Origin of the sequence: Haloarchaeobius salinus, from assembly GCF_024464185.1 — an archaeon.
In the GTDB taxonomy this organism is placed as follows: domain Archaea; phylum Halobacteriota; class Halobacteria; order Halobacteriales; family Natrialbaceae; genus Haloarchaeobius; species Haloarchaeobius salinus.
In genome coordinates, this window is record NZ_JANHAU010000002.1 from 751294 (window position 1) to 776339 (window position 25046).

A 25046-nucleotide genomic window follows, 5' to 3' on the forward strand; every position below is an offset into this window, starting at 1 on the left:
ACGGTGACGAGGCAGGATGCCGCCGTCCGCCGATGGCCGGCCCCGTCCCGGCCGGAAACGAATGGTTTTACTCCCCTGGGGGACGCGTTTCGAACAGATGAGCCGGTCCGTCGGCATCGTCATCCCCGCGTACGATCCGGTGGTCGACAGCCTCGTCGACTACCTGCACGCCCTCCACGACCACCTCGACCCGGCGACGGTGCGCATCGAGCTCGACGCGCCCGATGCGGCGACCCTCGCTGCGCTCGAGGACGAGCCGTGTACGGTCAACGCGGTCGACCGCCGTCGTGGGAAGGGTGCCGCCATCACCTGCGGGTTCGAGGCGCTCGACACCGACGTCCTTGCGTTCGCCGACGCCGACGGTGCGACGCCCGCCGACTCCATCGTCGACGTGGTCCAGCCCATCGTCGACGGAACGACCAAACTCGCCGTCGGCTCGCGTCGGCATCCCGACGCGACCGTGCTCTCCCACCAGACCGTCGCCCGGCGGTACCTCGGCGACGGTTTCGCCTTCCTCGCGCGTACCCTCCTCTCGGTTCCGCTCTACGACTTCCAGTGCGGCGCGAAGGCCATCGACGCCGAGGCCTGGGCGAGCGTCCGCGACCACCTGTACGAGCCCGGCTTCGCCTGGGACATCGAGCTCGTCGCCATGGCCGCCGCGCTCGGCTACGACCCCGTCGAGGTGCCCGTCACCTGGGAGGACCAGCCCGAGTCGACCGTCTCTCCGGTCGGAACGACGCTCGAGCTCGGCGTCTCGCTTCTCAGGTCCCGCCACCGTGTGAAGCGCCTCCAGGGCAGCTCCGTCCACCGGTTCGTCGCCTCGCGACGCACGACCCGCCTCTCGCTCGTCGACCGTCTCGGAGCCGAGACCGATGAGTGAGGACGACCCCGTGGCGGGGCGGACCGACGCCGACGAGACCGGGACCGACGGCGGGAGGACCGGCCTGCTCGACGGCGACGCCGCCGAACTCGTCTCCGGCACCCGGTTCGGCCAGTTCGCCTCCGTCGGCGTCGTCGGCGCGCTGTTCGACGTGACCACCTCGACCGCGTTGAAGGAGCTCGGCGTCTTCCCGGAGCTCGCGGTCTTCATCGGCATCGAGGTCGCGGTCGTCGTCATGTTCCTGCTCAACGACAGCTGGACGTTCTCCGGGCAGGGTCACGACGGCCTGCTGGCGACGCTCCGCCGGCTCGCCCGCTCGAACCTCGTCCGCCTCGGCGGCATCACCGTCCAGCTGGCGACGTTCCGACTCGTCTACCGGGTCATCGACCTCGAACTCACCGTCGCGAGCATCGACGGCTGGTTCGTCGTCTCGAAGGTCACCGGCATCGGTGTCGCCATGTTCGTCAACTACGTGGCCGAGAGCCTGTTCACCTGGCGCGTCCACGCGAAATGAAAAGGCCTGTCGGTCGCGGTGCCTGGTGGGACGAACCCGCATACGGCGACCCAAACACAACCCTTAACTAGTGGACCGGGTTACGTGATGGTAGCGGGATGGGATAGCCAGGAGATTCCGGCGGGCTCATAACCCGCAGATCGGTAGTTCAAATCTACCTCCCGCTATTTTCCGACGAACAACGACGAGGAGCGAAGCGACGGGTCCGTGAGTCGGAAAATAGCCCGGAGGAGATCTGAGCCAGGGAGCGGAACGGAGTGGAGCGACCGTGGTTCAAATCTACCTCCCGCTACTTTCTGACGCGAACCGAACGAGGAGCGTATCGACGAGTTCGTGAGTGTCGAACGCAGCTCGCATCGACCTCCGGAACGACTTTGCAATCACCCTCTCGACACCCGGGTATGGACGTGACGGACCCCCGCGACCGGTACGACGACCTGCTGACAGAGCGCCGGTCGTGGACGGTCGACGCGGAGACGTTCGCCGGGATGGACGACAACGAGGCGTTCACGGCGGGCTGGGTGGCCATCGGGGTCGTACTCGACGACGACGGACGGATACTCCTCGTCTACAACGGCGACGACGAGCAGTGGGTGGTGCCCGGCGGGAGCGTCAAGCCGGGCGAGACGCTCGCCGAGGGTGTCGTCAGGGAACTCGAAGAGGAGACCGGCGTCCCGGTCGAACCGGTACGGCCGCACGCTGCGGTCGAGAACGTCAACGAATCCGAGGGGCGCACGCGGTCGTTCACGACGGTCGCGTTCGAGGCGGAGCCGGCGACGACCGCGGTCGGCGAGCAGCTCGGCGAGGACGACGAGGCCATCGAGCGGGCGGACTGGTTCGCGGACCTGCCGGAGCAGACGTTCGAGCGGGAGTTCGCGGTGCGACTACTGCAACGGCTCCGCTAGTCGTCGGCGACCTCCGTCGTGGCGGTCTCGGCCGTCTCGGAGCCGTCGACGAGGTGGCAGGCGGCGACGTGGTTCTCGCCGGTCCGCTCGAGTGCCGGGGTCTCGCGCTCGCAGACCGTCGTGAACGTCCCGGCGAGGCGCTCGGCCGCGGCGTCGAGGTCGTCGTCGAGCACGCTGTCGACGGCGGCGGCGACGCTCTCCTCGGCGGCCGGGTCGGCGAGCCCGTCGGGGAGGTCGAACTCCGCGCGGAGCGCCCGGCGGCGGTCGTCACGGGTGGGTTCGCCGTCGTCGTCCGCTTTCCGGGCGCGGGCGAGCTCGGTCGCGCCCTGGGCGTCGACGTCCTCGCCCTCGACCTGGTGGCGGAAGTCGAGCGCGCGACGGAACTGCTCCTGCGGGAGGTCGAGGTCGTCCGGCTGGATGACCTTCGGACAGCGCGTGTGGAACCGACAGCCGGACGGCGGGTTCTCGGGGCTCGGTACGTCACCGGTGAGCTCCATCCCGAGGCCGCGCTGGCGCGGGTCCGGCGTCGGGATGGATGCGAGCAGCGCCTGCGTGTAGGGGTGCTGGGGGTTGCGGAACAGCTCCTCGGTGGGGGCGACCTCGACGATCTCGCCGAGGTACATCACGGCGACGCGGTCGCAGATCTCGCGGATGACGCCCATGTCGTGGCTGATGAAGAGCATCGACAGCCCGAAGCGGTCCTGCAGGTCCCGCATCAACGAGAGGATCTCGGACTGGATGGAGACGTCGAGTGCGGAGACCGGCTCGTCGGCGACGAGGAACTCGGGGTTGACGACGAGCGCCCGGGCGAGGGCGACGCGCTGTTTCTGCCCGCCCGAGAACTCGTGGGGGTAGCGGTCGTAGTCGTCAGCGTCGAGCCCGACGCGTTCGAGCAGGTCCTCGGCGATCTCCCGGCGCTCCGCGGGGTCGTCGAGCCCGTGGATGAGCAGCGGTTCGGCGACGCTCTCGCCGACGGACATCCGCGGGTCGAACGAGCTGGTCGGGTTCTGGAAGATCATCTGGGCCTTCCGGCGGAACCGCTTCAACTGGGACTGCGAGAAGCCGACGAGGTCGTTCGGCTCGCGCGGCTCGTCGTCGCCACGGACGCCACGGAGCTTCTCGAGCGGGGTCTCGCGGTTCGTGTCCGCGGGCACCTCGCCGTGGTAGATGACCTCGCCGACGGTCGGCTCCTCGAGCCGGAGCAGGGAGGTGGCGGCGGTCGACTTCCCGCAGCCGGACTCGCCGACGAGCCCGAGCGTCTCGCCCTCGTACAGCGTGAAGTCGATGCCGTCGACGGCCTTCACGCGGCCGACCTCGCGGCGGAGGATCCCCTTCGTGACGGGGTAGTGCTTCTTCAGTCCCCTGACCGAGAGGACCGGGTCGGCGTCGTCGTTCATCGGCTCTCACCTTCGTCGGGGTCGTCCGAATCAGTTCCGGAACGGTCGATCCGGCCGCCGTCGGCGTACGTCCCGCCGCCGGCGTCCGGGTCGGCGTCGCGGTCGGCCGGCGAGCGGACCACGGAGGCGTCGTAGCCCGCCTGGTAGTAGATGCAGGCCGCGTCGTGGTCGCCGCCGGCGACCGGGACGCGTGTCGGGTGGTCGCCGGTGCGGCAGTCGTCGATGGCGTGCGGGCACCGCTCGGCGAACCGACAGCCGGCTGGCGGCTCTTTCGGGTCGGGAAGCGAGCCCGGGATGCCGTCCGAGCCGCCACCACGGCCGGGGAGGCAGTCGAGGAGTCCCTGCGTGTACGGGTGCGAGGGGTTCTCGAACACCTCGAACACGCCGCCGGACTCCATCACCTTCCCCGCGTACATGACGACGACCCGGTCGGCCACCTCGGCGACGACGCCGAGGTCGTGCGTGATGAGCAGGATACCCATGTCGAGGTCGTCCTGCAGGTCGCGCAGCAGGCGGAGGATCTGCGCCTGGATGGTCACGTCGAGCGCCGTCGTCGGCTCGTCGGCGATGAGCAGGTCCGGGTTGGCCGCGATGGCCATCGCGACGACGACGCGCTGTTTCTGCCCGCCGGAGAACTCGTGGGGGTAGTCGTCGTAGCGTTCGCCCGCCTTCGGGATGCCGACGCGGTCGAGCAGGTCGACCGCCCGCTCGCGGGCGGTCTCCTTCGAGACGTCCTCGTGCAGGCGGATGGCCTCGGCGACCTGTCGGCCGACGGTGTAGACGGGGTTGAGCGACCCCTGCGGGTTCTGGAACACGTGACCGATACGGCCGCCACGGATTTTCCGCAGGCGCTTCTTCGGGAGCTGCAGCAGGTCGCGCTCGTCGAACGTGACCCGGTCGGCGGTGACCTTCCCGGGCGGCTCCTTCACCAGCTTGGTGATGGACTCGCTGGTGACGGTCTTGCCCGAGCCGGACTCGCCGACGATGCAGACTGTCTCGCCGCGGTCGACGTCGAACGAGACGCCGTCGACCGCGTGGACCGTACCGGAGTCGGTGTCGAACGTGACTTCGAGGTCACGCACTTCGAGTAGCGACATCAGGAATCACTCCGTGGGTCGAGTACGTCGCGGAGGGCGTCGCCGAGCACGCTGAACGAGAGCACCGTCACCGAGAGGACGACGACCGGGATGGTCGACATCCACCAGCCGTCGGGGACGTACCGGAGCAGGCTCGAGATGGTCTCCCCCCACGAGGGGAGCATGATGTTGTTCAGTGCGAGGAACGCGATGGCCGCCTCGGCCAGGATGAGGTTGGGGATCTGCCTCGTCACCGAGGTCAGGACGGTGTTCGAGACGTTCGGCAGGATGTGGCGTCCCATGATCCGCCAGTGGCCCGCACCGGCGCTGCGCGCGGCCGTCACGAAGTCCTCCTCGCGTCGCTGGATGACCTCCGAGCGGACGAGCCGTGCTGCGCCGGCCCACGAGAACAGCCCGAAGACGACGACGAGGACGAACAGGCTCCGTCCGTAGACGTGGATGGTGATCATGTAGACGATGATGGCCGGCACCGTCTGCTGGATGTCGGTGTAGCTCATCAGCAGGTCGTCGACGACGCCGCCGACGTAGCCCGCGACCGTCCCGACGAACGTCGCGAGCGGGACGATGAGCATCGAGCAGACGAGCGCCACCTGCAGCGAGACACGCATCCCGCTGAACACGAACGGGATCATCCCCTGCCCGTAGCGGGCGGTCCCGAGCGGGTAGTCCCAGGTGCCGTAGCAGTTGGTCCCGCGTCCGGGCGCTGCGGCGGACGCCGGGCAGGAGGTCGAGCTGACCCCGCTGGCGATGGGGTCGAACTGCAGCAGGTCGTAGACGACGAGCTGGAGCAGCTCGACGCCGACAACGAGGACGCCCAGGAACGCGGCGAGGACGACGGCGGTCCCGCGCAGGTGCTCGCTGCCGAACGAACGGTCGGAGCGGACCACCCAGCGGAGCCCCCACACGAGCCCGACGAGCGCACCGATGCCGGCGGCGACACGGAAGCTGGCCACCGAGAACACGTTGAAGACCGTCCCGAACAGGGTGAACGTCGCGAGGAAGCCGAGCCCGACACGGACGACCACGCGGGCGACGTCACCGAACCCGCCGAGTTCCCGGTCCCGTCCGAGTCTGTCGAGGAGCGCCCACGTCGCCAGCGCAGCGAGCGAGCCGACGACCAGCAGCGAGAACAGGTCGACGCGCCCGAGCGGCGTCGCGAACGACACCGGCGGGCGGGAGGTCGCCGCGAGGTCCGGGTCCGGCTGGCCGACCAACAGCGGGCCGAACACCCCACCGAAGAAGAACAGCGTCACGTAGCCGAGCGCGAACGTCGCGGCCCTGTCGTTCGTCAGCTCGTCGAAGTACGCCCTCGTCCGGTCGCGGTTCTCGTACATCGGGTAGAGCACGTAGAAGACGAACACGAGCAGCGAGACGGCGAACAGCCAGTCGATACCACGAACGTCCCACGTGAACGGGCTCTGGAGCCCCTCGGCGAGCCCGACGTTGCGGAACAGCGGGTCCGGCGACGCGACGGCGAAGTCGTACCAGAACGTCACGGCGAGAACCGCCAGACTGACGAGAAACAGCGCCGAGCGCCGACCGAGCCCACCACCCGACGGCTCGACGGCGTCCCAGTCGACCTGCTCGAACCGTGCCCCCTCGTCGGCGTCACTCGTCGCCATCTATTCGCCACCCACCTGTCGACGACCGCGTTCGTACCACCCAGAGTCCATGCTGCTCGGTCCATTCGCGTAGGTGAACAAAAAAGGTGATAGTTGCTCAAATCGCGGCTTTACATATCCCCGCGGCGACGTCTATCGATTTCGACCACATTTCCAGCGGCGGTCCCCCGCATTTATTAGCTCTGGTACGACAGTCCATCTCGAATGCTACGACAGGGCCACGGGTCGGTGGTGCGGCCGTGAGCATGGTCTGGCGGCTCGTGCGGCGGGGTGTGTTCGCGGTCGTCTCCGCGTACATCGTGATGACGGCGGCGTTCGCCGTCATCGCGTTCACGAACGATCCGAACGTCGGGTCGGTCGCGTACGGTGCCTCGACCACCGGCGGGAACGTCACCGAGGCCATCCAGGCGTACCGGGAGGCCCGGAACCTGAACGACCCAATCCTCCAGCGCTGGCTGCGGTGGGTCGTCGGCATCTCCACGGGTGACTGGGGCATCGCCTACTCGACCGGGCAGCCGGTGCTGACCTCGATCCGCGAGAGCATGAAGTACACGCTGTTCTACCTCGTGCCGTCTGTCGTCATCGCGACGGTCACGGGCATCAGCTTCGGGCTGTTCGCCGCGTTCAGACGGCACACGTTCAGCGACCGATTCGTCACGACCGCCGCGTACGTCGGGCTCGGTATCCCCAACTTCTGGCTGGCCTCCGTACTGTTCAGCGCGGCCGTGATGGACCACCAGGTCATCGAGTTCCCGGGACTCCCGCTCGAGTCCGCACAGCTCTGGTCGTTCGACTTCACGCTCGCCTACGGCTTCGTCCCCTGGCTCGACGCGAACGCGACGCAGGCGTTCTTCGCGCTGCCCATCATCGTGCTCACGACGGCGCTCCTCGCCGGGCAGCTCCGCTATACGCGGTCGGAGTCCCTCGAGTACATCGACATGGAGTTCGTGAAAATCGCCCGAGCGAAAGGGGCCGGTCCGCTCCGTGTCGCCCGACACGTGCTCCGGAACGCGGCCATCCCGCTGCTCTCGCTGTTCCTCACGGAGATGCTCAGCGTGCTCGTGCTGGGCATCCTCGTCATCGAGGAGGTGTTCAACATCCCTGGCTTCGGCAGCCTCATGCTCAGCGCGGTCGGGGCCCGCGACATGCCGCTCATCCTCGGGGTGACGATGGTCGTCGCCTTCGTCGGTATCGTCGGGAACTTCTTCCAGGACATCGCCTACACGCTGCTCGACCCGCGCGTCGGCAGCGACACCGACTAGTCGTCGCCGTCCTCGTCGACGATGACGACCTCGCCGTCGACCACGTCGACGTTGATGAGCGTCTTCACGCTGTAGGGCGACTCGTCGATCTTGTTCTCGCCGCCGACCTTCTTGATGACCGCCACGCAGTCGACGACCTCCGCGTCTATCTCGTCGAGCGCGCCGAGCACCGCCGCGAGCGTCCCACCCGTCGAGAGCACGTCGTCGAGAACGAGCACGCGGTCGTCCGCCTCGACGTCGTTGATGAACATCTCGTTCTCCGAGTAGCCGGTCTGCTGGGCGAGCGACACCTCGCCCGCCAGTCCGTACTCGCGCTTCCGGATGACCGTCAGCGGGATGTCCGTCATCAGCGACACCGCCGTCGAGATGTGGATGCCCATCGCCGCCGGTGTGACGATCTTGTCGACCTCCTCCAGGTCCGCCTTCCGGATGATGCGGATGACGATCTCGCGGAGGAGTCCCGGGTCGAGCTGCGGCACGCCGTCGCTTATCGGGTGGACGAAGTAATGGTAGCCGTCTTTCTCGATGATGGGCGCATCGCGCAGGGACTGGCTGAGTCTGTCCATGTCGTAGCTACACGAACCAGCAATAAAAGCTGGCGATTGTGACCGCCGACTGCCGGGGTGTCACGGCCGTTCAGCCGACCTGCTGCTCGCTGAGGATGGCGGACTGTTCGCCCTTCTGCCAGACGACACGGATGGTGTCACCGACCGAGACGTTGCTCGACCCCGTAGTCAGCGTGAGACTGTCACCGCCCTCGAGTCCGTCGGCCCACTCGTCGGCCCCGACGATGTTGTAATCCGAACTGTTGCTTCCGGCTTCCCAGGCGATCTCGCCGTCGACGTAGACGGTGACGTACTGCGCCTCGACCGGGTTGCCACCCTCCTGCGTGAGCGTCATCGTCTCGGCCCCGGTACCGTCGACGTCGAAATCGTACTCGACGACCGCGTTCGGCGTCTGCTCGGTCACCTGTGACCCGATATCCAGTACGAACACGCCGACCGACGCCGACAGCACGACCGTCAGCGCGACCATGAGGACGACGCCGATGACAGGCGACAGCGCGTCCTCGTCCGCCAGCATCCCCCTGAAGTTCATCGGTCGTGAGTTGTCGATGGGGCATGATAAGCCAAGTGGCCAACTGGCGTGGACACGAATCCGTGAGACAGTCGCTCCCGGGTAGTTCTCTCGAAGCGACCGGGACGGGCTGGTGGTCCTTACTCGAAGTCGAGCTCCGGCGGGACCTCCAGATCGCCGAGGCGCATGTTGCGCTCGTAGTAGATGTGGACCGAGGCGGAGACCGTCAGCGTCAGCGCGATGAGCGTCGCCCAGGCGACGTCCGGCAGGAGCGAGAACGGGTATATCCCACCCCAGACCGCCGCACAGAGTGCGGTGCTGACCGCGCCGAGCGAGAGGTAGTACTCCCGCCAGGGGAGCTCGCTTCCGGGGACGATCTCGAGGTAGATAGAGAGGTCGCGCGTGCGCGCCGTGGGCTGGATCAGCCCCGACTCCGAGTCGTAGTCGACGATGTGTGCCTCGGCCATCCTCGGGAGGTGTGTCTGCTGGAGCGTCGTGTACACGCGCTTTCGCTGCTCCGAACTCACCTCGTCACAGGGCGTGCGGTACTCCCAGGAGGCGACCTGTGTCGCGAGGTCGCCGAGCTCGACTGGCTCGTCCGCGCGCTTGAGGTACTGGAGGACGAACCGTCGGCGCTGGTTCCGGAGCACGTCGAATATCTCGCCTTTCGACAGCCCCCCGTCCGTCAGGGCCGTCGTGTCGTCTGCGTCGGCGGGGTCCTCAGACATTGTTCTGCGGATATCGTGACGAATTTCGGAATACTCGCGCTTCGTCCCCTCCGCCGTACATCTTACCATACCGTGTAACCGGAGCGTACATAACGTTTCGTACTGCCCGCCGCGGCCGGAGTGTCCCGCCCCCGTTCGGCGGACGGGAGCGTAGGGAACCCCTACCGGGGTGCCACCAGGCCACCCCGACGAAACGCCGTTCGGGTGGGTGGTCGACCCCGCCGACGGGTCGCTCCGAAGTGGCGGCAAAGCCGACGGAATCGACGGATTCCACTACGCTTAAGTTGGCCATGGTACCTTCAGGTAGGTATGTACAGGGAGTTCACGAAGACGGTCTCGTCCGCCGGTCGCCTCGCCCGTTCTCGCACTCCGTCGCCACACTGGACTCCCCGCCGACGCCAACGGCCGTCCGAGCCGACGGCTCGACCCTCCCGGCCGTCGGCGGACCCCGGTGGTAGGGATGTCCAGCCCCGGCCGATCCACATCCGGAACGACCCACCAGCCATCGGAACCCCGTGATGACGGGAGCACGACTGCTGGTCCCCGTCTCGGAGTCGGACGGTCTCCGGAGGACGGTCTCGTACGCCATCCGGACCGCCCGCGAACGCGGCGAGGACGGCGAGGGCCGCCCGACGGTCCACTTCGTCTATCCCCTCTCCCAGCGGCTCTCGGACGACGGGCCGCCGGGTGCGGTGACCGAACTCCTCGAACAGGTGTCCGTCTGGGCCGCCGAGGACATCGGCGACGAGGAGGACGGTGAGGTCATCGTCGAGACGGCGGTCGTCGGGGCCGACCGGTACCTGTTCAGCCCGACCGACTACGCGGACATACTCGCCGAGTACGTCCGCGAGAACGACGTCGACACGGTGGTCTTCGACCCGGACTACAACCCGGGTGGGACGTCACCGCTGCTCCCACCCATCGAGGCGGAGCTGCAGCGTCGAGGGATCGACATCGCGGAGGCACCGGTCGAGCGTGAACACCGGGGCGGCTCGCTGACGACGCCCGCGACGGTCGGCCAGTTCCTCGCGCTGTTCGGCGTGTCGTACGTCTTCTACCTCCTGCTGGCGGGCTCGCTCGCCACCTACGAGCTCGTGACGGGGTTCGCGACGGCGGCGGTGACGGCGGGCGTCCTCTGGCAGGTCCCCTTCCGGGCCCCGTTCGACCCGGTCCGGCTGCTCCGCCAGTCGGGACGGATCGTGCTGTACACGCCGTTCTTGCTCTGGGAGATCGCGAAGGCGAACGTCCAGCTCGCCAGGATCGTCCTGCACCCGAAGCTCCCGATCGAGCCCGAACTGGTCGAGTACGAGGTGGCTGTCTGGTCCGACCTCGCGGTGGCGACGCTGGCGAACAGCATCACCCTCACCCCGGGGACGCTCACCGTCAGCGTCACGAAGAACGACCTCGTCATCCACTCCCTCACCGAATCCGACCGCGAGGGGCTCTTCGCCGGTACGCTGGAACGGCCCGTCCGATTCGTCTTCTACGGGCTGTCGGCCGCCCGGCGGGTCACCCCCGCAATGCGACGGGCGGAGGAGGGGGATGACAGATGACGCTGGTGACCGACGTGCTCACGGCGACTGCCGGCGCGTTCGTCCTGGCATCGCTCGTCGCCGTCTACCGTATCGTCGTCGGCCCGACGATACCTGACCGCATCATCGCCCTCAACAACGCCGGCTCGAACATCGTGGTCGTCATCGTGCTGCTCGCGGCCATCTTCGAGGACCCCGGCGCGCTCGACATCGCGCTGGTGTTCGCGCTGCTCAACTACCTGCTGAGCATCGCGTTCTCGAAGTTCACCATCGAACGGGAGGTGTTCTCGGAGTGACGCCGCGCGAGGTCGCCGTGCTCGTGCTCGCCGGGAGCGGGAGCTTCTTCGTGCTCATCGCGGCGGTCAGTCTCGTCCGGTTCCCGGACGTCTACTCGCGAATCCACGGCGCGTCACAGAGCGAGACGCTCGGGGCGGTGCTGACGTTCGCCGCCGTCACCGTCGCGTTCGGCTTCGACATCACGACGGTGAAAATCGCGCTCCTGCTGCTGTTCATGTTCATCACCAACCCGACCGCGGCCCACGCCGTCGCCCGGGCCGCATACGACCAGGGAATCGAACCGTGGACCGACGAGGAGGGCGAGTCATGAGCACGGCGATCGGCCTCGTGCTCCTGGCGTTCGTGCTGGCCTGCGCGGTCGCCACCGCCGTCCTGCGGGACGTGCTCGGGTCCGTCATCGCCTTCGGGGCGTACAGCCTCGGACTCGCGGCCATCTGGGTGCTGCTCCAGGCCCCCGACGTGGGGCTGACCGAGGCAGCAGTCGGGGCCGGACTCGTCATCGTGCTCTACCTGATCACCATCGCGAAGACGGTCCGACCGACGGGCGAGCGCGTCATCGAACGGATCGACGTCCCCGCCGTCGTCGTCTCGGTCGCGCTCGTTGCCGTGCTGCTCTCGACCGTCGGGGCGCTCCCCCCGGTCGGGGCGGAGGCACCGTCCTCGACGGGCGATGTCTCGACGTACTACCTGGAGAACGCCTACGAGGAGATCGGCGTCACGAACGCCGTGACCGCCGTCCTCGCGGGCTACCGTGGATTCGACACGCTCGGGGAGGCCGTCGTCGTCTACACCGCCGGTGTCGGCATCCTCGTCGCGCTGCGACAGGGGGTGAGCTCGGATGAGTGAGGCGGACGACGACGACGATGTACCCCGGATCCCCGGGCCGCAGTACGTCGAGAGCTCCGTCATCATGGCGACGGTCCGCGTGCTCGCCCCGTTCGTCCTCACGTTCGGTGCGTTCATGATGTTCCACGGGGCGGACGGCACCGGCGGCGGCTTCCAGGGCGGGGTCACCGTCGGCACCGTCGTCATCATGCTCGGGGTCGCCTTCGGCATCCGTGTCACCCGCGACTGGGTGGGGACGCGGGTCCCGGCCATGCTGATGGGCCTCGGCGTGCTCGTCTTCCTCGGCATCGGACTCGGTTCGGTCGCCCTCGGCGGGGGCTTCCTCGACTACCCGATCTACGGGATCAAAGATGCCAGCAAGTACAGCGTCGAACTCGTCGAACTCGCCATCGGGCTCATCGTCGCCGGCGTCAGCATCGGGCTGTTCTTCGCCCTCGCGGCCGGCATGCCCCCGAAGGGAGGTGAGGACGCGTGATCGAGATGTTCCTGGACCGGTCGTACTACGTCGCGAGCGTCCTGCTCCTCGGCGTGGGAACGTACATGCTGCTGGCGAGTCGCAACCTCGTGAAGAAGGTCATCGGGATGAACCTGTTCCAGACGGGCATCTTCCTGTTCCTCATCACGTCGGCGTTCGTCGACGGGGGGAAGCCGCCGGTGGTGGGCGGCGAGGGTCCGTACGTCAGCCCGCTCCCGCACGTGCTCATCCTGACGGCCATCGTCGTCGGGGTGAGCCTGACGGCTGTCGCGCTCGCGCTCATCGTCCGTGCCTACGACGAGTACGGCACGCTGAACGAGGACACGCTCCGGGAGGTGCGTGGCGATGAGTGACCTCCCGGCGCTGGTCGTCGCGCTGCCCATCCTCGGCTCGGTCGCGGCCCTGCTCGCGGGGCTCGTCCGCGAGCGGACGGGCTGGCACGTCGCGGTGCTCGCGATGGCCGGGCAGGTCGTGCTCACCGTCGCACTCGCCGCGAGGGCGTTCGACGAGCGGGTCACGTACGTCGTCGGCTGGTTTGAGGCCCCCTACGGCATCGAACTCGTCGTCGACGGGCTCTCCGCGACGATGGCCGTCCTCGTGGCGGTCGTCTCGCTGGGCGTGCTCGCCTACGCACGCCGGGCCGGCCCCCGGTCGAACCCGTTCTACGCGACGTACCTCCTGCTCGTCACCGGGCTCACCGGGGTCAGCGTCACGGGCGACGCGTTCAACCTCTACGTCTTCATCGAGATCATGGGGCTCGCGGCGTACGTGCTCGTCGCCGGGGGGCGGACCGCCGAGTCGGCCATCGCCGGCCTGAAGTACCTCATCGTCGGCACCGTCGGCGCGTCGCTGTACCTGCTCGGCGTCGCCTACGCCTACGTCGCGACGGGGACGCTCAACATGGCCGACCTCTCGAACGAACTCGCGGCCGTCGGGCACGACACGACGCTCGTCCAGACCGCGTTCGCGCTGGTCGTCGTCGGGCTGTTCATCAAGATCGCCGTCTTCCCGCTGCACACCTGGCAGCCCGACGCCTACGCGGACGCACCGCCGGTCGTCAGCGGGCTCATCTCCGCGCTCGTCTCGACGGTGGCCACGTACGCGCTCGTGCGCATGGTGTTCACCGTGTTCACCGTCGACTTCCTGCTCGCGAACCCGGCGGCCCGGACGGTGCTCGCGGTCGGCGGTGCGGTCAGCATCGTCGTCGGCAGCGTCCTCGCGGTGACACAGACCGAGATCAAGCGCGTCCTCGCGTACTCGTCGGTGTCGCAGTTCGGGCTGGTCGTCGTCGCCATCGCCGTCGCGAACGTGACCGCGCTCACCGGCGCGTTCATCCACCTCGTCGGCCACGCGGTGATGAAGGGCGGGCTGTTCCTGACCGCCGGTCTCGTCGCCAGCGCGACCGGCGCACGGAGCGTCGACGAGTACGACGGCCTGAGCGAGCGCGTCCCCCTCGGGAGCGCCGCCCTCGGCGTCCTCGCGCTGGGGATGGTCGGCGTCCCGCCCGCGGTCGGCTTCGTCGCGAAGTGGTACATCGCGCTGGGCTCGGTCGAGGCCCAGGCGTGGCCACTGGCGGTCGTCATCCTCCTGAGCACGCTGCTCACGCTCGCGTACTTCGCGAGGCTCATCGAGCGGATGTTCTTCCGCGACGCTCCCGAGAGCGCGCCCGACGACCGGGGGCTGGTGGCCGACGGGGCGACGGTCGCCGACGTCGCCAGCGTCTCCACGGGCATGCGGGCGACGGTCGTCGTCGCGGCCCTGCTGGCGGTCGGACTCGGCGTCGTCGGCTTCGAGTACGGACAGCTCCTCGAACCAACCATCGAACGACTCCTCGCATGACTGACTCACTACTCCCACTCGCAGCGGTGCTCGTCTCCGGCGGTGCGGCAGTACCGATACTCGCCTCCGGCGGTCGACCGAACGTCCGTGAGGGCTGGACGCTGCTCGCGGCCGCGGCCAACCTGGCCATCGTCGCCAGCATGGTCCCCGGCGTCGTCTTCGACGGGCAGGTCTACGTGACCGACTTCGGGACGTTCGTCCCGGGCGTACGCTTCGCGCTCCGGGTCGACCCGCTCGCCCTGCTGTTCGGCCTGCTTGCCAGCCTGCTCTGGCTGGTGACGAGCTTCTACAGCATCGGCTACATGCGCGGGCTGGACGAGCACGCACAGACCCGCTACTTCGCGGCGTTCGCCGGTAGCGTCGCCTCGGCGGTCGGCGTCGCCTTCGCGTCGAACCTGGTCGTGCTGTTCGTCTTCTACGAGCTGTTGACCGTGGCGACGTACCCGCTGGTCACCCACGACGAGACGGACGAGGCACGCGCCGCCGGCCGGAAGTACCTCGCGTACACGTTCGGCGGCGGCGTCGCGGTGCTCGCCGGCACCGTGCTGGTCTTCTGGGCGACCGGGACGACCGCGTTCACCGCCGGCGGCATCGGGGCGCTGGCCGACGCCGACCCGACCGTCGCCCGGGCCGCCTTCGCGCTGCTCGCCGGCGGGTTCGGCGTGAAGGCCGCGCTGATGCCGCTGCACTCCTGGCTGCCCGACGCGATGGTCGCGCCGACGCCGGTTTCCGGGCTGCTCCACGCCGTCGCCGTCGTCAAGTCGGGCGTCTTCGGCATCGCGCGGGTGCTGCTCGACGTGTTCGGCCTCGACCTCGTCGGCGCGCTCGGCCTCGACGTGGTGCTGGCGTCGGTCGCAGCCTTCACGCTCGTGGTCGCGAGCGTCATCGCGCTCAGACAGGAGAACCTCAAGCGGCGGCTGGCGTACTCGACGGTGAGCCAGCTGTCCTACATCGTGCTCGGGCTCTCGGTGCTCGACCCGATGGCGACGACCGGCGGACTGCTCCACATCCCCGCCCACGCGTTCATGAAGCTCACCCTGTTCTTCTGTGCGGGTGCCATCCACGTCGAGACCCACACCGACGACATCCCGAACATGGCCGGCATCGGCGCGCGGATGCCCCTGACGATGGGGGCGTTCACCGTCGCCGCCGCGGGCATGGCGGGGATCCCGCTCGTCGCCGGCTTCGTCAGCAAGTACTACATCCTCATCGGCACCGTCTCGACCGGACAGGTCGTGTTCACCGCCGCACTGCTCGTCTCGGGCGTGCTCAACATCGCGTACTTCTGGCCGGTCGTCTACACCGCCTTCTTCGAGTCGCCCGGCCGGAGCGACACGAAGCCTGTCGTCGAGGGCCCCCTCGGCGGTCGCTTCGGCGGCGAGACGCCGGCGACCGACGGCGGACGGGAGCCCGACGAGGAGGACGCCAACGGCACGGACGACCACGGCTTCGCGCCGGACCACGAGGGCCAGGGCGTCCAGGACGATATCGAGGTCAGCGAGCAGCTGGCCCCCGAGCACGGCCCCACCAGCAGTCTCGACTGGGAGCACCGCGCACCGAACGGCTCCGAGTCCACCTGGTTCATGCTCGGACCCATCCTCTTCGCGGCGGCCGGCTCGGTCGTCCTCGGACTGGTCCCGACGCAGGCGGTGTTCCTCCGCATCGTCGACCTGATCGTCTCCGGACTGACGGGGGTGGTGGTCTGATGGTCGACCCCGTCGTCCCGCCGTTCGTCCCGGTGCTGCTCGCCGCGCTCGTCCTGCCGTTCGTGAGCCGCCGGGTCGGCCACGCGGTCGGCGTCGTCGCCACCGGAGCGGTCGTCCCGTACGTCTGGCTCGTCGCCGATGGACAGCACCTCCCGACGGAGCTGTTCGGCTTCGACGTGGTGCTGTTCAACGTCGACGCCTTCTCGACGCTGATGGGGCTCGTCTTCGGCTTCATCGGTGCGGTCGCGGTGCTGTACTCGTGGGCGAGCAACGCCGACTCGGTCCAGACGGCGTTCGCGCTCGGCTACGTCGGCACGAGCCTCGGTGCGGTGTTCGGCGGCGACTGGCTGACGCTCGTGTTCTTCTGGGAGCTGATGGCCGTCACCAGCACGCTGCTGGTCTGGCACTACGGCGGCCGCGCCGTCCGGGCCGGCTTCCGGTACGCACTGCTCCACGGCATCGGCGGCACGCTGCTGCTCGGGGCGGTCGTCTGGCACTACGTCGAGGTCGACTCGTTCCTCTTCACCGCCGCGCCGGACGGGATGGCCGGTGCCGTCGCGCCCGTCCTCGCGGCGATCGGTATCGGCGTCAACGTCGGCTTCGTCGGCCTGCACGCCTGGCTGCCCGACACGTACCCGCGTCCGCACATCGCGGCCAGCGTCTTCCTCTGTGTCTACACCACGAAGACCGGCGTCTACGGGATGTACCGTGCGTTCCCCGAGGGACAGCTCGCCATCGCCTACATGGGCGGGATCATGGCGGTCTTCGGGGCCACGTACGCCCTCTTCCAGAACGACATGCGCCGGCTGCTGTCGTACCACATCCAGTCGCAGGTGGGGTACATGGTCGCCGGGGTCGGCATCGGGTCGACGCTCGCCCAGGCCGGGGCGATGGCCCACGTCTTCAACCACATCCTCTACAAGGGCCTGCTGTTCATGACCGCCGGCGTCGTCATCTACCGGACGGGCAGGTCCGACCTGAAGAAGCTGGGCGGCCTCGCGCGGGAGATGCCGATCACCGCCGGGACGTTCACGGTCGCGGCGCTCTCGATCGCTGGCTTCCCGCTGTTCAACGGCTTCGTCAGCAAGGGCATCGTCGTCTCGGCCAGTCACTACGACTTCCCGAAGGGGCCGCTCGCCGTCGGCGGCTTCACCACGCTCGAACTGCTGCTGCTCCTCGGCGGCGTCGGGACGTTCCTCTCGTTCATCAAGTTCGGCTACTACGCGTTCTACCACGGGGAGTACGACGGGAGCGTCCCCGACGCCAACCGGGGGCAGACCGTCGCGATGGTGTCGGTCGCCGCGCTCTGTGTCGGCTTCGGCGTCTTCGACTCGGCGCTGTTCGCCATCCTCCCGTACGACGTCACCTCCGAGTCGGTGGTCTCCCACGCCTACGTGACCTACACCGTCGACCACGTCGTCGAGGGACTCGTGCTGGCGGTCATCGGACTGGTCGGCTTCGCCCTGATAAAGAAGCCCCTGAAGCGCCTCGGGCGTGTTCCCGACGTCGATAGCCTCTACAACCCGCTCGCCATGTACGGCACGCGCTGGCTCGTCGTCGCCACGACCGAGCTGTACGCCGCTGTCGACCGGGCCGCCGTCGCCACCGCGAACGTCGCGGTCGCGCGGACGGCCGGTGACGGCGCGAGCGCCGACGTCGCGTCGACCTCCGAGTACCTCCGGGAGCGCTCGGCGTTCACGATGAGCCTGCTGCTCGTCGCGATCGTGCTCGTCGGCGTCCTCGCGGCGCTGTTACTCTGAGGGGAACGTCGCCGCGAGCGCCCGGGCGACCTCCAGCCCGAGCACGGACTTCGCGCCCTCGAACTCCGAGTACCCCTCCTCGTGCACCAGCAACGCACGACTCGACTCCTCACCCATCACGCTCGCGTCGTTGGCGACGACGAACGCGAGGCCGGCCCGTGCTGCCGTCTCCCGCGCCGCCGCGACCATCGCGTCGTCGTCGCCGCTCGTCTCGGTCTTGAACCCGACCATGCGGAGGTCGGGGTGCTCTGTGCGGACCGTGTCGAGCAGTTTCGCGGTGGGTGACAGCGACAGCGAGAGCTCGTCCTGCCCGGAGCGGATCTTCTCGTCGGCGGGGTCGACCGTGTAGTCGCCGATTGCCGCGACGGAGACGAGCGCGTCGGCTGCCGTCCCGCCGTCGTCGTCACCGTCGACCGCCGAGAGCGCCGCCGCCGTCATCTCTTCGGCGCTCTCGACGCTCACGAGGTCGGCGTAGGGGACCCCGGTAACGGGGTCGCCGTCGGTCACCGCGTGCGGGCCGACCGCCCCGTGGATCAGCGTCACGTCCGCGCCGAGGACGTAGCAGGCCCGCGCGACGGCCCGGCCCGTCCGCCCGGAGGCACGGTTCGTCAGCACGCGTACCGGGTCGATGGCCTCCACGGTCGCGCCGCTGGTGACGACGACGTGGCGGTCCGAAAGGGGCGTGTCGCCCGTCGCCCGGGCGACGCCGAGGGCGATGGCGTCCTCCGTCGCGATCTTCGCCTTGCCCTCCTCGACGCGGGGGTCGACGAAGTCCACGCCCCACGACTGCAGGGTGTCCATCGCCTCCAGCACGCCCGGGTGGTCGTACATCGGCTCGTGCATCGCCGGCGCGACGACGACCGGCACGTCGGCCCCGAGCGCGGTCGTCGCGCACGTCGTGACGGGCGTGTCGTCGACCGCGGCGGCTATCTTGCCGACCGTGTTCGCCGTCGCCGGCGCGATCAGGAGCACGTCCGCCCAGCCCTCGCGGCCGCAGAGCTCGACGTGCTCGACCTTCCCGGTTATCTCGGTGACGACGTCGTGCTCCGTGGCGAACTCGACCGCCCAGGGGTGCACGATGCCCTCCGCGCTGTGGCTCATCACCGCGCGGACGTTCGCGCCACGCCGGCGCAGCTCGTGGGCCAACTCGACGGTCTTGACGGCGGCTATCGACCCCGTGATGCCGAGCGCGACGTTCACTCCGTCCAGCATAGCCCCGGCTTCGTGGTCCCGGCTCATGTGTGTTCCGTCAGTTCTCCTCGTCGTCGGCCGCGACGACGCTCGGGTGCATCGTCGGCTCGTCGTCCAGCATCTCGGTGTACGGCCGGAGCGCCTCCCGGGCGCGCTCGTCGCGCTCCATGCGCTCGGCGTCGTCGATCTCCGCACAGCCCGGCGGCACCTCGCGGCCCCTGCCGGTGAAGTAGCCCTCCGGCGTCACCCAGTCGTGGTAGAAGTTCACGTCGGAGTCGTGGACGATGGTCCGCCCGACGGTCGCGCCGTGGCCCGCACAGACGATGGCCTGATGGTACTGGTCGGCGAGCCGACCCGCCGCGTAGATGCCGTCGACGTTCGTCCGGCCCTCCCGGTCGGCCAGGACGTACGTCTTGCTCCCGCGGGTCTCCGTCTCCACGCCGAGCCCGTCGAGGTACGACGCGTCGGACCACGAGGCAGCGACGACGCGCTCGGCCGTGAACACCGTGTCCTCGTCGACGGTCACGGTGAACCCACCGTCGTCACCCGCTCCCACGTCGGTCACCAGCCCGTCGCGGAACGAACAGCCCGCGATTCGGGCCTGCTCGCGGGTCCGCTCCAGCAGGCGGCGCGCGTCGACACCGAACGGGAAGCCCGGGTAGTTCTCCAGATGCGCGTTCCGCCGCAGTATCGACTCCTCGTCGTCGACGACGACGGTCGCCAGGTCGGCCCGCGAGGTGAAGATGCCCGCGGCCAGCCCGGCGACTCCGCCGCCGACGATGCAGACGTCTGCGTCCATACCTGCGGGTCGGACCGCCGGGGAGATAAACCGGTCGAGAGCTACCGGACCCGCCGCCGGAGGAGCGAGACGACCGCGAAGCCGGCGACCACCCAGAACGCCGGGTCCGCGGTGCGCATCGTCGGGTCCTCGACCGGTGTGCTCATGGCTCCGACCGCCCCCATGATACTCCCACCGTCGCCTCCGCCGGATTCGTCGAGGAGCGGGTTGCCAGCGTCGGCGACCTGCTCGTCACCCGTCGCGCCGGCTTCGTCCCCGTTCGCCCCCGAAGCGGGATCGTTGGCCGGGGCGTCACTGGCCTGCTGTTCCTCGCCGGATGCCCGGCGATCTCCGCCGTCGGAGTCGTCCGAGCCGGAACCGACCGGTTCCTCGCCACTCGCGCCGTCTTCGGAGCCGCCAGTGCTTGTCTCGTTGTCGGCCACGCTGTCCTCCTCACCATCGCTGGTCTCGTTGCCGGCCACGCCGTCGTTCTCGCCAGTGCTCGTCTCGTTCCCGGTCATACCGTCGTCGGAGCCACCATCCGTGGATTCGTTGCCAGCGTTCTCGTCGGAGCCGCCGTCACCGTCGTCTCCGCTCTCGCTGTCGTCGGTGTCTCCGCCGCGGTCGCCGCTATCACTGTCACCGTCACCATCGCTGCTGCTATCTTCGTCACGATCACCGCCGTCGTCGTCGCCACTGTCGTCGTCGCCACTGTCGTCGCCGCCACTACTGCCGTCGTTACCGCCGCCGTCTCCCCCGCCGTCACCTATCTCCCCACCGTCGCTGCCCTCACCGCCGTCACTCCCATCACTGTCGTCACTCCCATCGTCTTCCTCACCGCCGTCACTCCCATCGTCTTCCTCACCGCCGTCACCACCATCGCTGTCGTCACCACCATCACCACCATCAGCGCCATCTCCGCCGTCGCCGCCCTCGTCCCCACCGCCGCCACCGCCGCCACCGCCGCCACCGACGGTGACGGTGGTCTGGTTCGTCGCCGTGTTCCGGTCGGCGTCGCCGACGAACGCCTGGATGGTGACCTCGCCGGTCGACGCGTTCTCGGGGACGGACAGGGTGACCGTCGGCGACACCGACTGGCCGGCCTCGAGCGACCCCCACGCCCAGCCGACGCCGCGGCCGGCGAACTGCCCACCGTCGTCGCTGTGGCCCGTGACGGACCAGCTCCGGGGGACCTGCGCCTCGACCTGCACGTTGCTCGCGGCCCCGTCGCCCTCGTTCGTGGCGGTGAACGCGAGCGCGACGGTCCCGCCGGGTTCGACGGACCCGCCCTCGACGGTGATGTCGAAGGCGACCGCGGTCTCGTCGCTCGGTCCGTCCGCCTCGTCCGCGCTCGCCAGGGGCGCGAACGGGAGTGTGCACGCGACGGCGACCAGCAGCAGGGCCGCCACCCGACGTTTATTCAACATCTGCTGTTCTCAATTTTAACCAATGGTCTGGTTTATATCTTTTCGTCGCGACGGCGTGTCCGCGGCCCTCGCTGACGGAAAGGCTTACGGTCGAACTGCCGGTAGAACTGGTGTGGAACGCGTCGAGGTCACGACGGTCATCTACGCTCCGCCCGAGCGAGTGTTCGAGTTCCTCGTTGACTTCCCGGGGTACGCACGCTACTCCGAATACCTGAAGGAGGTACGTCGGGACGGCGACGGCGGTGCCGGGACGCGCTACGAACTCGAGTTCGCCTGGTGGAAGCTGACCTACACGGCACACTCGGAGGTCACGGCCATCGAGCCGCCGGAGACTATCGAGTGGCGTATCCTCAAGGACATCGACGCCGTCGGCCAGTGGCGGGTCGACCCGGAGCCCGAATCCGCACCGGAGGGCGAGGAACACGCCTGCCGGGTGCGCTTCCTGGTCAAGTACGACCCGGACTCGGCTCGGGCGGGCGACATCAGGATACCGCGGTTCGTCTCCATCTCGTGGGTCATCGACAAGGTGAAACCGAAGATCCGCAGCGAGGCGAAGCGCATCGTCGAGCGGGTCGTCAGGGACGTCGAGGGTCGCCGTCGCGACGTCGACGTGACCATCGACACCAGCTCGGACTGAAACCCGAACCCTCTTGTCACCCCCAGCGGTAGACGCGTCCAACTGGACTGAGGTCGGATGTACGTTATCGTAATCGGAGCCGGCGAGGTCGGAAGCAACATCGCGGCGAGCCTGGCCGACTCCCACGAGGTGGTCCTCGTCGACCGAGACGGGGACGTGGTGGACTCGCTCACGTACGAACTCGACGTACTCCCGATGCAGGGCGACGGCACCTCCCTGGACACACTGGAGGAGGCCGGGATCACCGAGGCGGACATGGTCATCGCCTGCACGGACGTCGACGAGACCAACATCGTCGCCTGTGCGACCGCCAAGACAGTCAGCGACGCGTTCACCATCGCCCGGGTGAAGCGCACGGAGTTCCTCGACACCTGGAGTGGGACCGAGGGCGCGTTCGGCGTGGACTTCATGGTCTGTACGGACCTGCTGACCGCCCAGACCATCGTCCGCATCGCCGGGCTGCCCGGTGCGCGCGACGTCGACTCCTTCGCCAACGGCTGTGTCAGCATGGCGGAGTTCGAGGTGACTGCGGATTCGCCCATCGCGGACGAGACCGTCGCCGACGCCGACCGCTTCGAGTCGCTCACCTTCGCAGCTATCATCCGGAACGGTGACGTGACCATCCCCCGCGGCGACTCCATCATCGAGGTCGGTGACAAGGTCATCGTCATCGGGAGCCCCGAGAGCGTCCGCCAGTTCGCCCGGTCGGTCACCCCGACCCACGACCTCGGTGAACTGGAGGACGTCTACATCGTCGGCGGGAGCGAGATCGGCTTCCAGACCGCCCGGCTGTTCGAGGAACGCGGCCTCACGCCACACCTCATCGAGCAGGACCCGGACCGGGCACGCGACCTCGCCGAGCGGCTGCCCGGGAGCATCGTCTTCGAGAACGACGCGACCGACGTGGAGTTCCTCGACCAGGAGAACGTCGACGAGGCCGACCTCGTCGTCACCACGCTCGAGTCCGACGAGAAGAACCTCCTCGTCTCGCTGCTGGCCAAGCGCGTCGGCGCGGCCCGTACGGTCACGGTCGTCGAGAACGGCCGCTACGTCGACCTGTTCGAGACCGTCGGCGTCGACGTCGCGGTCAACCCGCGCGAGGTGACCGCCGAGGAGATCACCCGGTTCACCCGCGAGGAACACACCGAGAACATCGCCATCATCGAATCCGACCGCGCGGAGGTGCTGGAGATCGAGATCGACGCCGAGAGCATCCTCGCGAACCGGACCATCGCCGACGCCGCGGCGGACCTCCCGGAGGGAGTCGTCATCGGCGCGGTGACGCGTGACGAACAGTTCATCACGCCCCGTGGCGACACGGTCGTCGAGGTCGGCGACCACGCGGTCGTGTTCGTTGACACGAACGTGCTCGACGACGTCGCGAGTCGACTATGAAGCTGCGGGTTGACTGGCGGGCGAGTCTCAGCCTCGTCGGCACCGTCCTCAAGTACCTCGCCGTCACGACCGTCGTCCCCATCGTCACCGGCCTCGTCTACGGCGACGCGTTCGTCCCGTACATCCTCCCGTTCTTCGTGACCGCCGTGCTCGCCGTCGGCATCGGCACGTCGATGGAGCGGCTCGACCCGGACCCGGACCTCGGGGCTCGCGAGGGCCTGCTCATGGTGTCGCTCACCTGGATGGCCGTCTCCATCGTCGGCGTCGTCCCCTACGTCCTCGAGGGACTCACCTACCAGAACGGCGGGTTCGTCTACCTCATCGACTCGACGCTGCACCACCCCGAGAACGCCCTCTTCGAGTCGATGAGCGGCTTCACGACGACCGGGGCGACCGTGATGGGGACCATCGACCCCACCTACCACTCCCGCGGGTTGATGCTCTGGCGGCAGATGACCCAGTGGCTCGGCGGCATGGGTATCGTCGTCCTCGCGGTCGCCATCCTCCCCGAACTCTCCGTCGGCGGCGCACAGCTGATGGACGCGGAGGCTCCCGGCCCCGGAATCGAGAAGCTGACCCCCCGTATCGCCGAGACGGCGCGGGCGCTGTGGGTCATCTACGCCGGCATCACGCTCGTCGAGATACTCCTCCTCTACGGCCTCAACCAGGCCGGAATGGCCCCGAACATGACCCCGTACAACACCATCTCCCACGGGTTCACGACGATGTCGACCGGCGGCTTCTCACCGGAGGCACGCAGTATCGAGGCGTTCAGCGCGGCAGTCCAGTGGCTCATCGTGCCGTTCATGGTCGCCGCCGGCACGAGCTTCCCGCTGTTCTGGCACGTCTCGAAGGGGAAGTTCGGGAAGCTCCGGACGGACCCCGAGTTCCGCTTCTACACCGGTGTGATGGGGGCGCTGTCGGCGCTCGTCGCCGGCTTCCTCTTCGTCGACGTGGGGCTGACCGACGCGGCGACCGACGCGACCCGTGCGGCATACGAGGGCGTCGGCGCGGACGCGATCGCCCACACGTTCCCCATCGCCGGAGACGTCGAGGGGTCGCTCCGGCAGGCGACGTTCCAGGCCGTCTCGCTCACGACCTCGACGGGCTACGCGACGATGGACTTCAACACGTGGTCCGGGCCCGCGAAGTACGCGCTCGTCTTCGCCATGTTCATCGGCGGCTCCGCCGGCTCGACCGGCGGTGGCATCAAGGTCGTCCGCTGGCTTGTCATCCTGAAGTCGCTCCGCCGGGAACTGTTCGGCACCGTCCACCCCTCGGCGGTCAAGCCGGTCCGCCTCGGTGGCCGGGCGCTCGACGAGCGCGCGATTCGGGGCATCTACGGCTTCACGCTGCTGTACATAGTCATCTTCTTCGTCGGGGCACTGGTACTCGCCGCCGACGCCGCGTTCTTCGGGACGACGAAACTGACCGTCATCGAGGCGATGACCGCGAGTGCCGCGACCATCGGGAACATCGGTCCGGGGCTCGGGATGGTAGGCCCGATGGGGAGCTACATCGACTTCACGGCACAGTCGAAGCTGTTCATGGTCGGGCTGATGTGGGTCGGCCGGCTGGAGATCTTCCCCGTCCTCGTCCTGCTGACGCGGGCGTACTGGCAGTCCTGACGGACGCGAGGGTTCAAGTACCAGGACGCGCCCAACGGCGGCGTGCCCTGACG

Annotated in this window: 25 protein-coding genes and 1 tRNA gene; 17 read left to right on the top strand and 9 right to left on the bottom strand. The window is 68.6% G+C overall.

Annotation, left to right across the window (positions count from 1 at the left end; translation table 11 throughout):
• Positions 1-97: 97 nt before the first annotated feature.
• From NO345_RS10430 to NO345_RS10445, 4 genes are all read left to right on the top strand, one after another.
• Positions 98-880: a glycosyltransferase gene (locus NO345_RS10430; protein ID WP_256298963.1), complete on the top strand. Its 783-nt coding sequence runs from the start codon at positions 98-100 to the stop codon at positions 878-880.
• On the top strand, positions 873-1394 hold the full coding sequence (locus tag NO345_RS10435; protein WP_256298965.1) for a GtrA family protein: 522 nt from the start codon (positions 873-875) through the stop codon (positions 1392-1394). The genes NO345_RS10430 and NO345_RS10435 overlap by 8 nt, the downstream gene beginning before the upstream one ends.
• A 92-nt stretch (positions 1395-1486) precedes the next feature.
• A tRNA-Met gene (locus NO345_RS10440) sits at positions 1487-1561 on the top strand.
• A 234-nt stretch (positions 1562-1795) separates the two neighbouring features.
• Positions 1796-2299, top strand: a complete 504-nt coding sequence (locus tag NO345_RS10445) for an NUDIX hydrolase (protein WP_256298967.1) — start codon at positions 1796-1798, stop codon at positions 2297-2299.
• On the opposite strand, the gene NO345_RS10450 is transcribed toward NO345_RS10445, so the two are convergent.
• Genes NO345_RS10450 through NO345_RS10460 form a run of 3 tightly spaced genes read right to left on the bottom strand, consistent with a single transcriptional unit; the run spans position 2296 to position 6415 of the window.
• Positions 2296-3696 carry an ABC transporter ATP-binding protein gene (locus tag NO345_RS10450; RefSeq protein WP_256298969.1) on the bottom strand — a complete coding sequence of 467 codons (1401 nt, stop codon included), beginning with the start codon at positions 3694-3696 and terminating at the stop codon, positions 2296-2298. The two genes, NO345_RS10445 and NO345_RS10450, sit on opposite strands and share 4 nt — an antisense overlap.
• On the bottom strand, positions 3693-4793 hold the full coding sequence (locus NO345_RS10455; RefSeq protein WP_256298971.1) for an ABC transporter ATP-binding protein: 1101 nt from the start codon (positions 4791-4793) through the stop codon (positions 3693-3695). The genes NO345_RS10450 and NO345_RS10455 overlap by 4 nt, the downstream gene beginning before the upstream one ends.
• Positions 4793-6415 carry an ABC transporter permease gene (locus NO345_RS10460; protein WP_256298973.1) on the bottom strand — a complete coding sequence of 541 codons (1623 nt, stop codon included), beginning with the start codon at positions 6413-6415 and terminating at the stop codon, positions 4793-4795. The genes NO345_RS10455 and NO345_RS10460 overlap by 1 nt, the downstream gene beginning before the upstream one ends.
• 245 nt (positions 6416-6660) lie before the next feature.
• Between NO345_RS10460 and NO345_RS10465 the strand changes: the two genes are divergently transcribed.
• Complete coding sequence (locus NO345_RS10465; protein WP_256299579.1) at positions 6661-7677, top strand: ABC transporter permease; 1017 nt, start codon at positions 6661-6663, stop codon at positions 7675-7677.
• Here NO345_RS10465 and hpt read toward each other — a convergent pair.
• The 3 genes from hpt to NO345_RS10480 form a co-directional block, all read right to left on the bottom strand.
• The gene (hpt, locus tag NO345_RS10470; protein WP_256298975.1) at positions 7674-8243 is read right to left on the bottom strand and encodes a hypoxanthine/guanine phosphoribosyltransferase; all 570 of its coding nucleotides are present in this window, start codon (positions 8241-8243) and stop codon (positions 7674-7676) included. The two genes, NO345_RS10465 and hpt, sit on opposite strands and share 4 nt — an antisense overlap.
• 70 nt (positions 8244-8313) lie before the next feature.
• Positions 8314-8775, bottom strand: a complete 462-nt coding sequence (locus tag NO345_RS10475; protein WP_256298977.1) for a type IV pilin domain-containing protein — start codon at positions 8773-8775, stop codon at positions 8314-8316.
• Between the two features lie 119 nt (positions 8776-8894).
• On the bottom strand, positions 8895-9482 hold the full coding sequence (locus NO345_RS10480) for a DUF7344 domain-containing protein (protein ID WP_256298979.1): 588 nt from the start codon (positions 9480-9482) through the stop codon (positions 8895-8897).
• 518 nt (positions 9483-10000) lie between these two features.
• Between NO345_RS10480 and NO345_RS10485 the strand changes: the two genes are divergently transcribed.
• The 9 genes from NO345_RS10485 to NO345_RS10525 are packed head-to-tail and all read left to right on the top strand — an operon-like array spanning position 10001 to position 17937.
• The gene (locus NO345_RS10485) at positions 10001-11035 is read left to right on the top strand and encodes a monovalent cation/H+ antiporter subunit E (RefSeq protein WP_256298981.1); all 1035 of its coding nucleotides are present in this window, start codon (positions 10001-10003) and stop codon (positions 11033-11035) included.
• Entirely contained in the window at positions 11032-11310 is a 279-nt protein-coding gene (locus NO345_RS10490; RefSeq protein ID WP_256298983.1) for a cation:proton antiporter, read from the top strand. Before NO345_RS10485 ends, NO345_RS10490 begins: the two co-directional genes overlap by 4 nt.
• Entirely contained in the window at positions 11307-11621 is a 315-nt protein-coding gene (gene mnhG, locus NO345_RS10495) for a monovalent cation/H(+) antiporter subunit G (protein ID WP_256298985.1), read from the top strand. Before NO345_RS10490 ends, mnhG begins: the two co-directional genes overlap by 4 nt.
• The gene (locus NO345_RS10500) at positions 11618-12157 is read left to right on the top strand and encodes a DUF4040 domain-containing protein (protein WP_256298987.1); all 540 of its coding nucleotides are present in this window, start codon (positions 11618-11620) and stop codon (positions 12155-12157) included. The genes mnhG and NO345_RS10500 overlap by 4 nt, the downstream gene beginning before the upstream one ends.
• Positions 12150-12632, top strand: coding sequence for an MnhB domain-containing protein (locus NO345_RS10505; RefSeq protein WP_256298989.1), 483 nt, complete (start codon positions 12150-12152; stop codon positions 12630-12632). The genes NO345_RS10500 and NO345_RS10505 overlap by 8 nt, the downstream gene beginning before the upstream one ends.
• A gap of 5 nt (positions 12633-12637) precedes the next feature.
• Positions 12638-12985, top strand: a complete 348-nt coding sequence (locus tag NO345_RS10510; RefSeq protein ID WP_256299581.1) for a sodium:proton antiporter — start codon at positions 12638-12640, stop codon at positions 12983-12985.
• Positions 12978-14471 (top strand): monovalent cation/H+ antiporter subunit D family protein, encoded by a 1494-nt coding sequence (locus NO345_RS10515; RefSeq protein WP_256298991.1) that lies wholly within the window; start codon positions 12978-12980, stop codon positions 14469-14471. Before NO345_RS10510 ends, NO345_RS10515 begins: the two co-directional genes overlap by 8 nt.
• The gene (locus tag NO345_RS10520; RefSeq protein ID WP_256298993.1) at positions 14468-16177 is read left to right on the top strand and encodes a cation:proton antiporter; all 1710 of its coding nucleotides are present in this window, start codon (positions 14468-14470) and stop codon (positions 16175-16177) included. The genes NO345_RS10515 and NO345_RS10520 overlap by 4 nt, the downstream gene beginning before the upstream one ends.
• Positions 16177-17937, top strand: a complete 1761-nt coding sequence (locus NO345_RS10525) for a Na(+)/H(+) antiporter subunit D (RefSeq protein ID WP_256298995.1) — start codon at positions 16177-16179, stop codon at positions 17935-17937. The genes NO345_RS10520 and NO345_RS10525 overlap by 1 nt, the downstream gene beginning before the upstream one ends.
• Here NO345_RS10525 and coaBC read toward each other — a convergent pair.
• The 3 genes from coaBC to NO345_RS10540 are packed head-to-tail and all read right to left on the bottom strand — an operon-like array spanning position 17929 to position 21333.
• Entirely contained in the window at positions 17929-19149 is a 1221-nt protein-coding gene (gene coaBC / locus NO345_RS10530) for a bifunctional phosphopantothenoylcysteine decarboxylase/phosphopantothenate--cysteine ligase CoaBC (protein WP_256298997.1), read from the bottom strand. The genes NO345_RS10525 and coaBC overlap by 9 nt on opposite strands.
• Before the next feature lie 37 nt (positions 19150-19186).
• Entirely contained in the window at positions 19187-19927 is a 741-nt protein-coding gene (locus NO345_RS10535) for an FAD-binding protein (protein WP_256298999.1), read from the bottom strand.
• 41 nt (positions 19928-19968) lie between these two features.
• Positions 19969-21333 (bottom strand): NEW3 domain-containing protein, encoded by a 1365-nt coding sequence (locus tag NO345_RS10540; protein ID WP_256299001.1) that lies wholly within the window; start codon positions 21331-21333, stop codon positions 19969-19971.
• Positions 21334-21445: 112 nt separating this feature from the next.
• Between NO345_RS10540 and NO345_RS10545 the strand changes: the two genes are divergently transcribed.
• The 3 genes from NO345_RS10545 to NO345_RS10555 are packed head-to-tail and all read left to right on the top strand — an operon-like array spanning position 21446 to position 24993.
• A complete protein-coding gene (locus NO345_RS10545; RefSeq protein ID WP_256299002.1) occupies positions 21446-21970 on the top strand; it encodes a type II toxin-antitoxin system RatA family toxin in 525 nt (174 codons plus the stop codon).
• 57 nt (positions 21971-22027) lie between these two features.
• Positions 22028-23365 (top strand): Trk system potassium transporter TrkA, encoded by a 1338-nt coding sequence (gene trkA / locus NO345_RS10550; RefSeq protein ID WP_256299003.1) that lies wholly within the window; start codon positions 22028-22030, stop codon positions 23363-23365.
• Complete coding sequence (locus tag NO345_RS10555; protein WP_256299004.1) at positions 23362-24993, top strand: TrkH family potassium uptake protein; 1632 nt, start codon at positions 23362-23364, stop codon at positions 24991-24993. Before trkA ends, NO345_RS10555 begins: the two co-directional genes overlap by 4 nt.
• Positions 24994-25046: the final 53 nt, after the last annotated feature.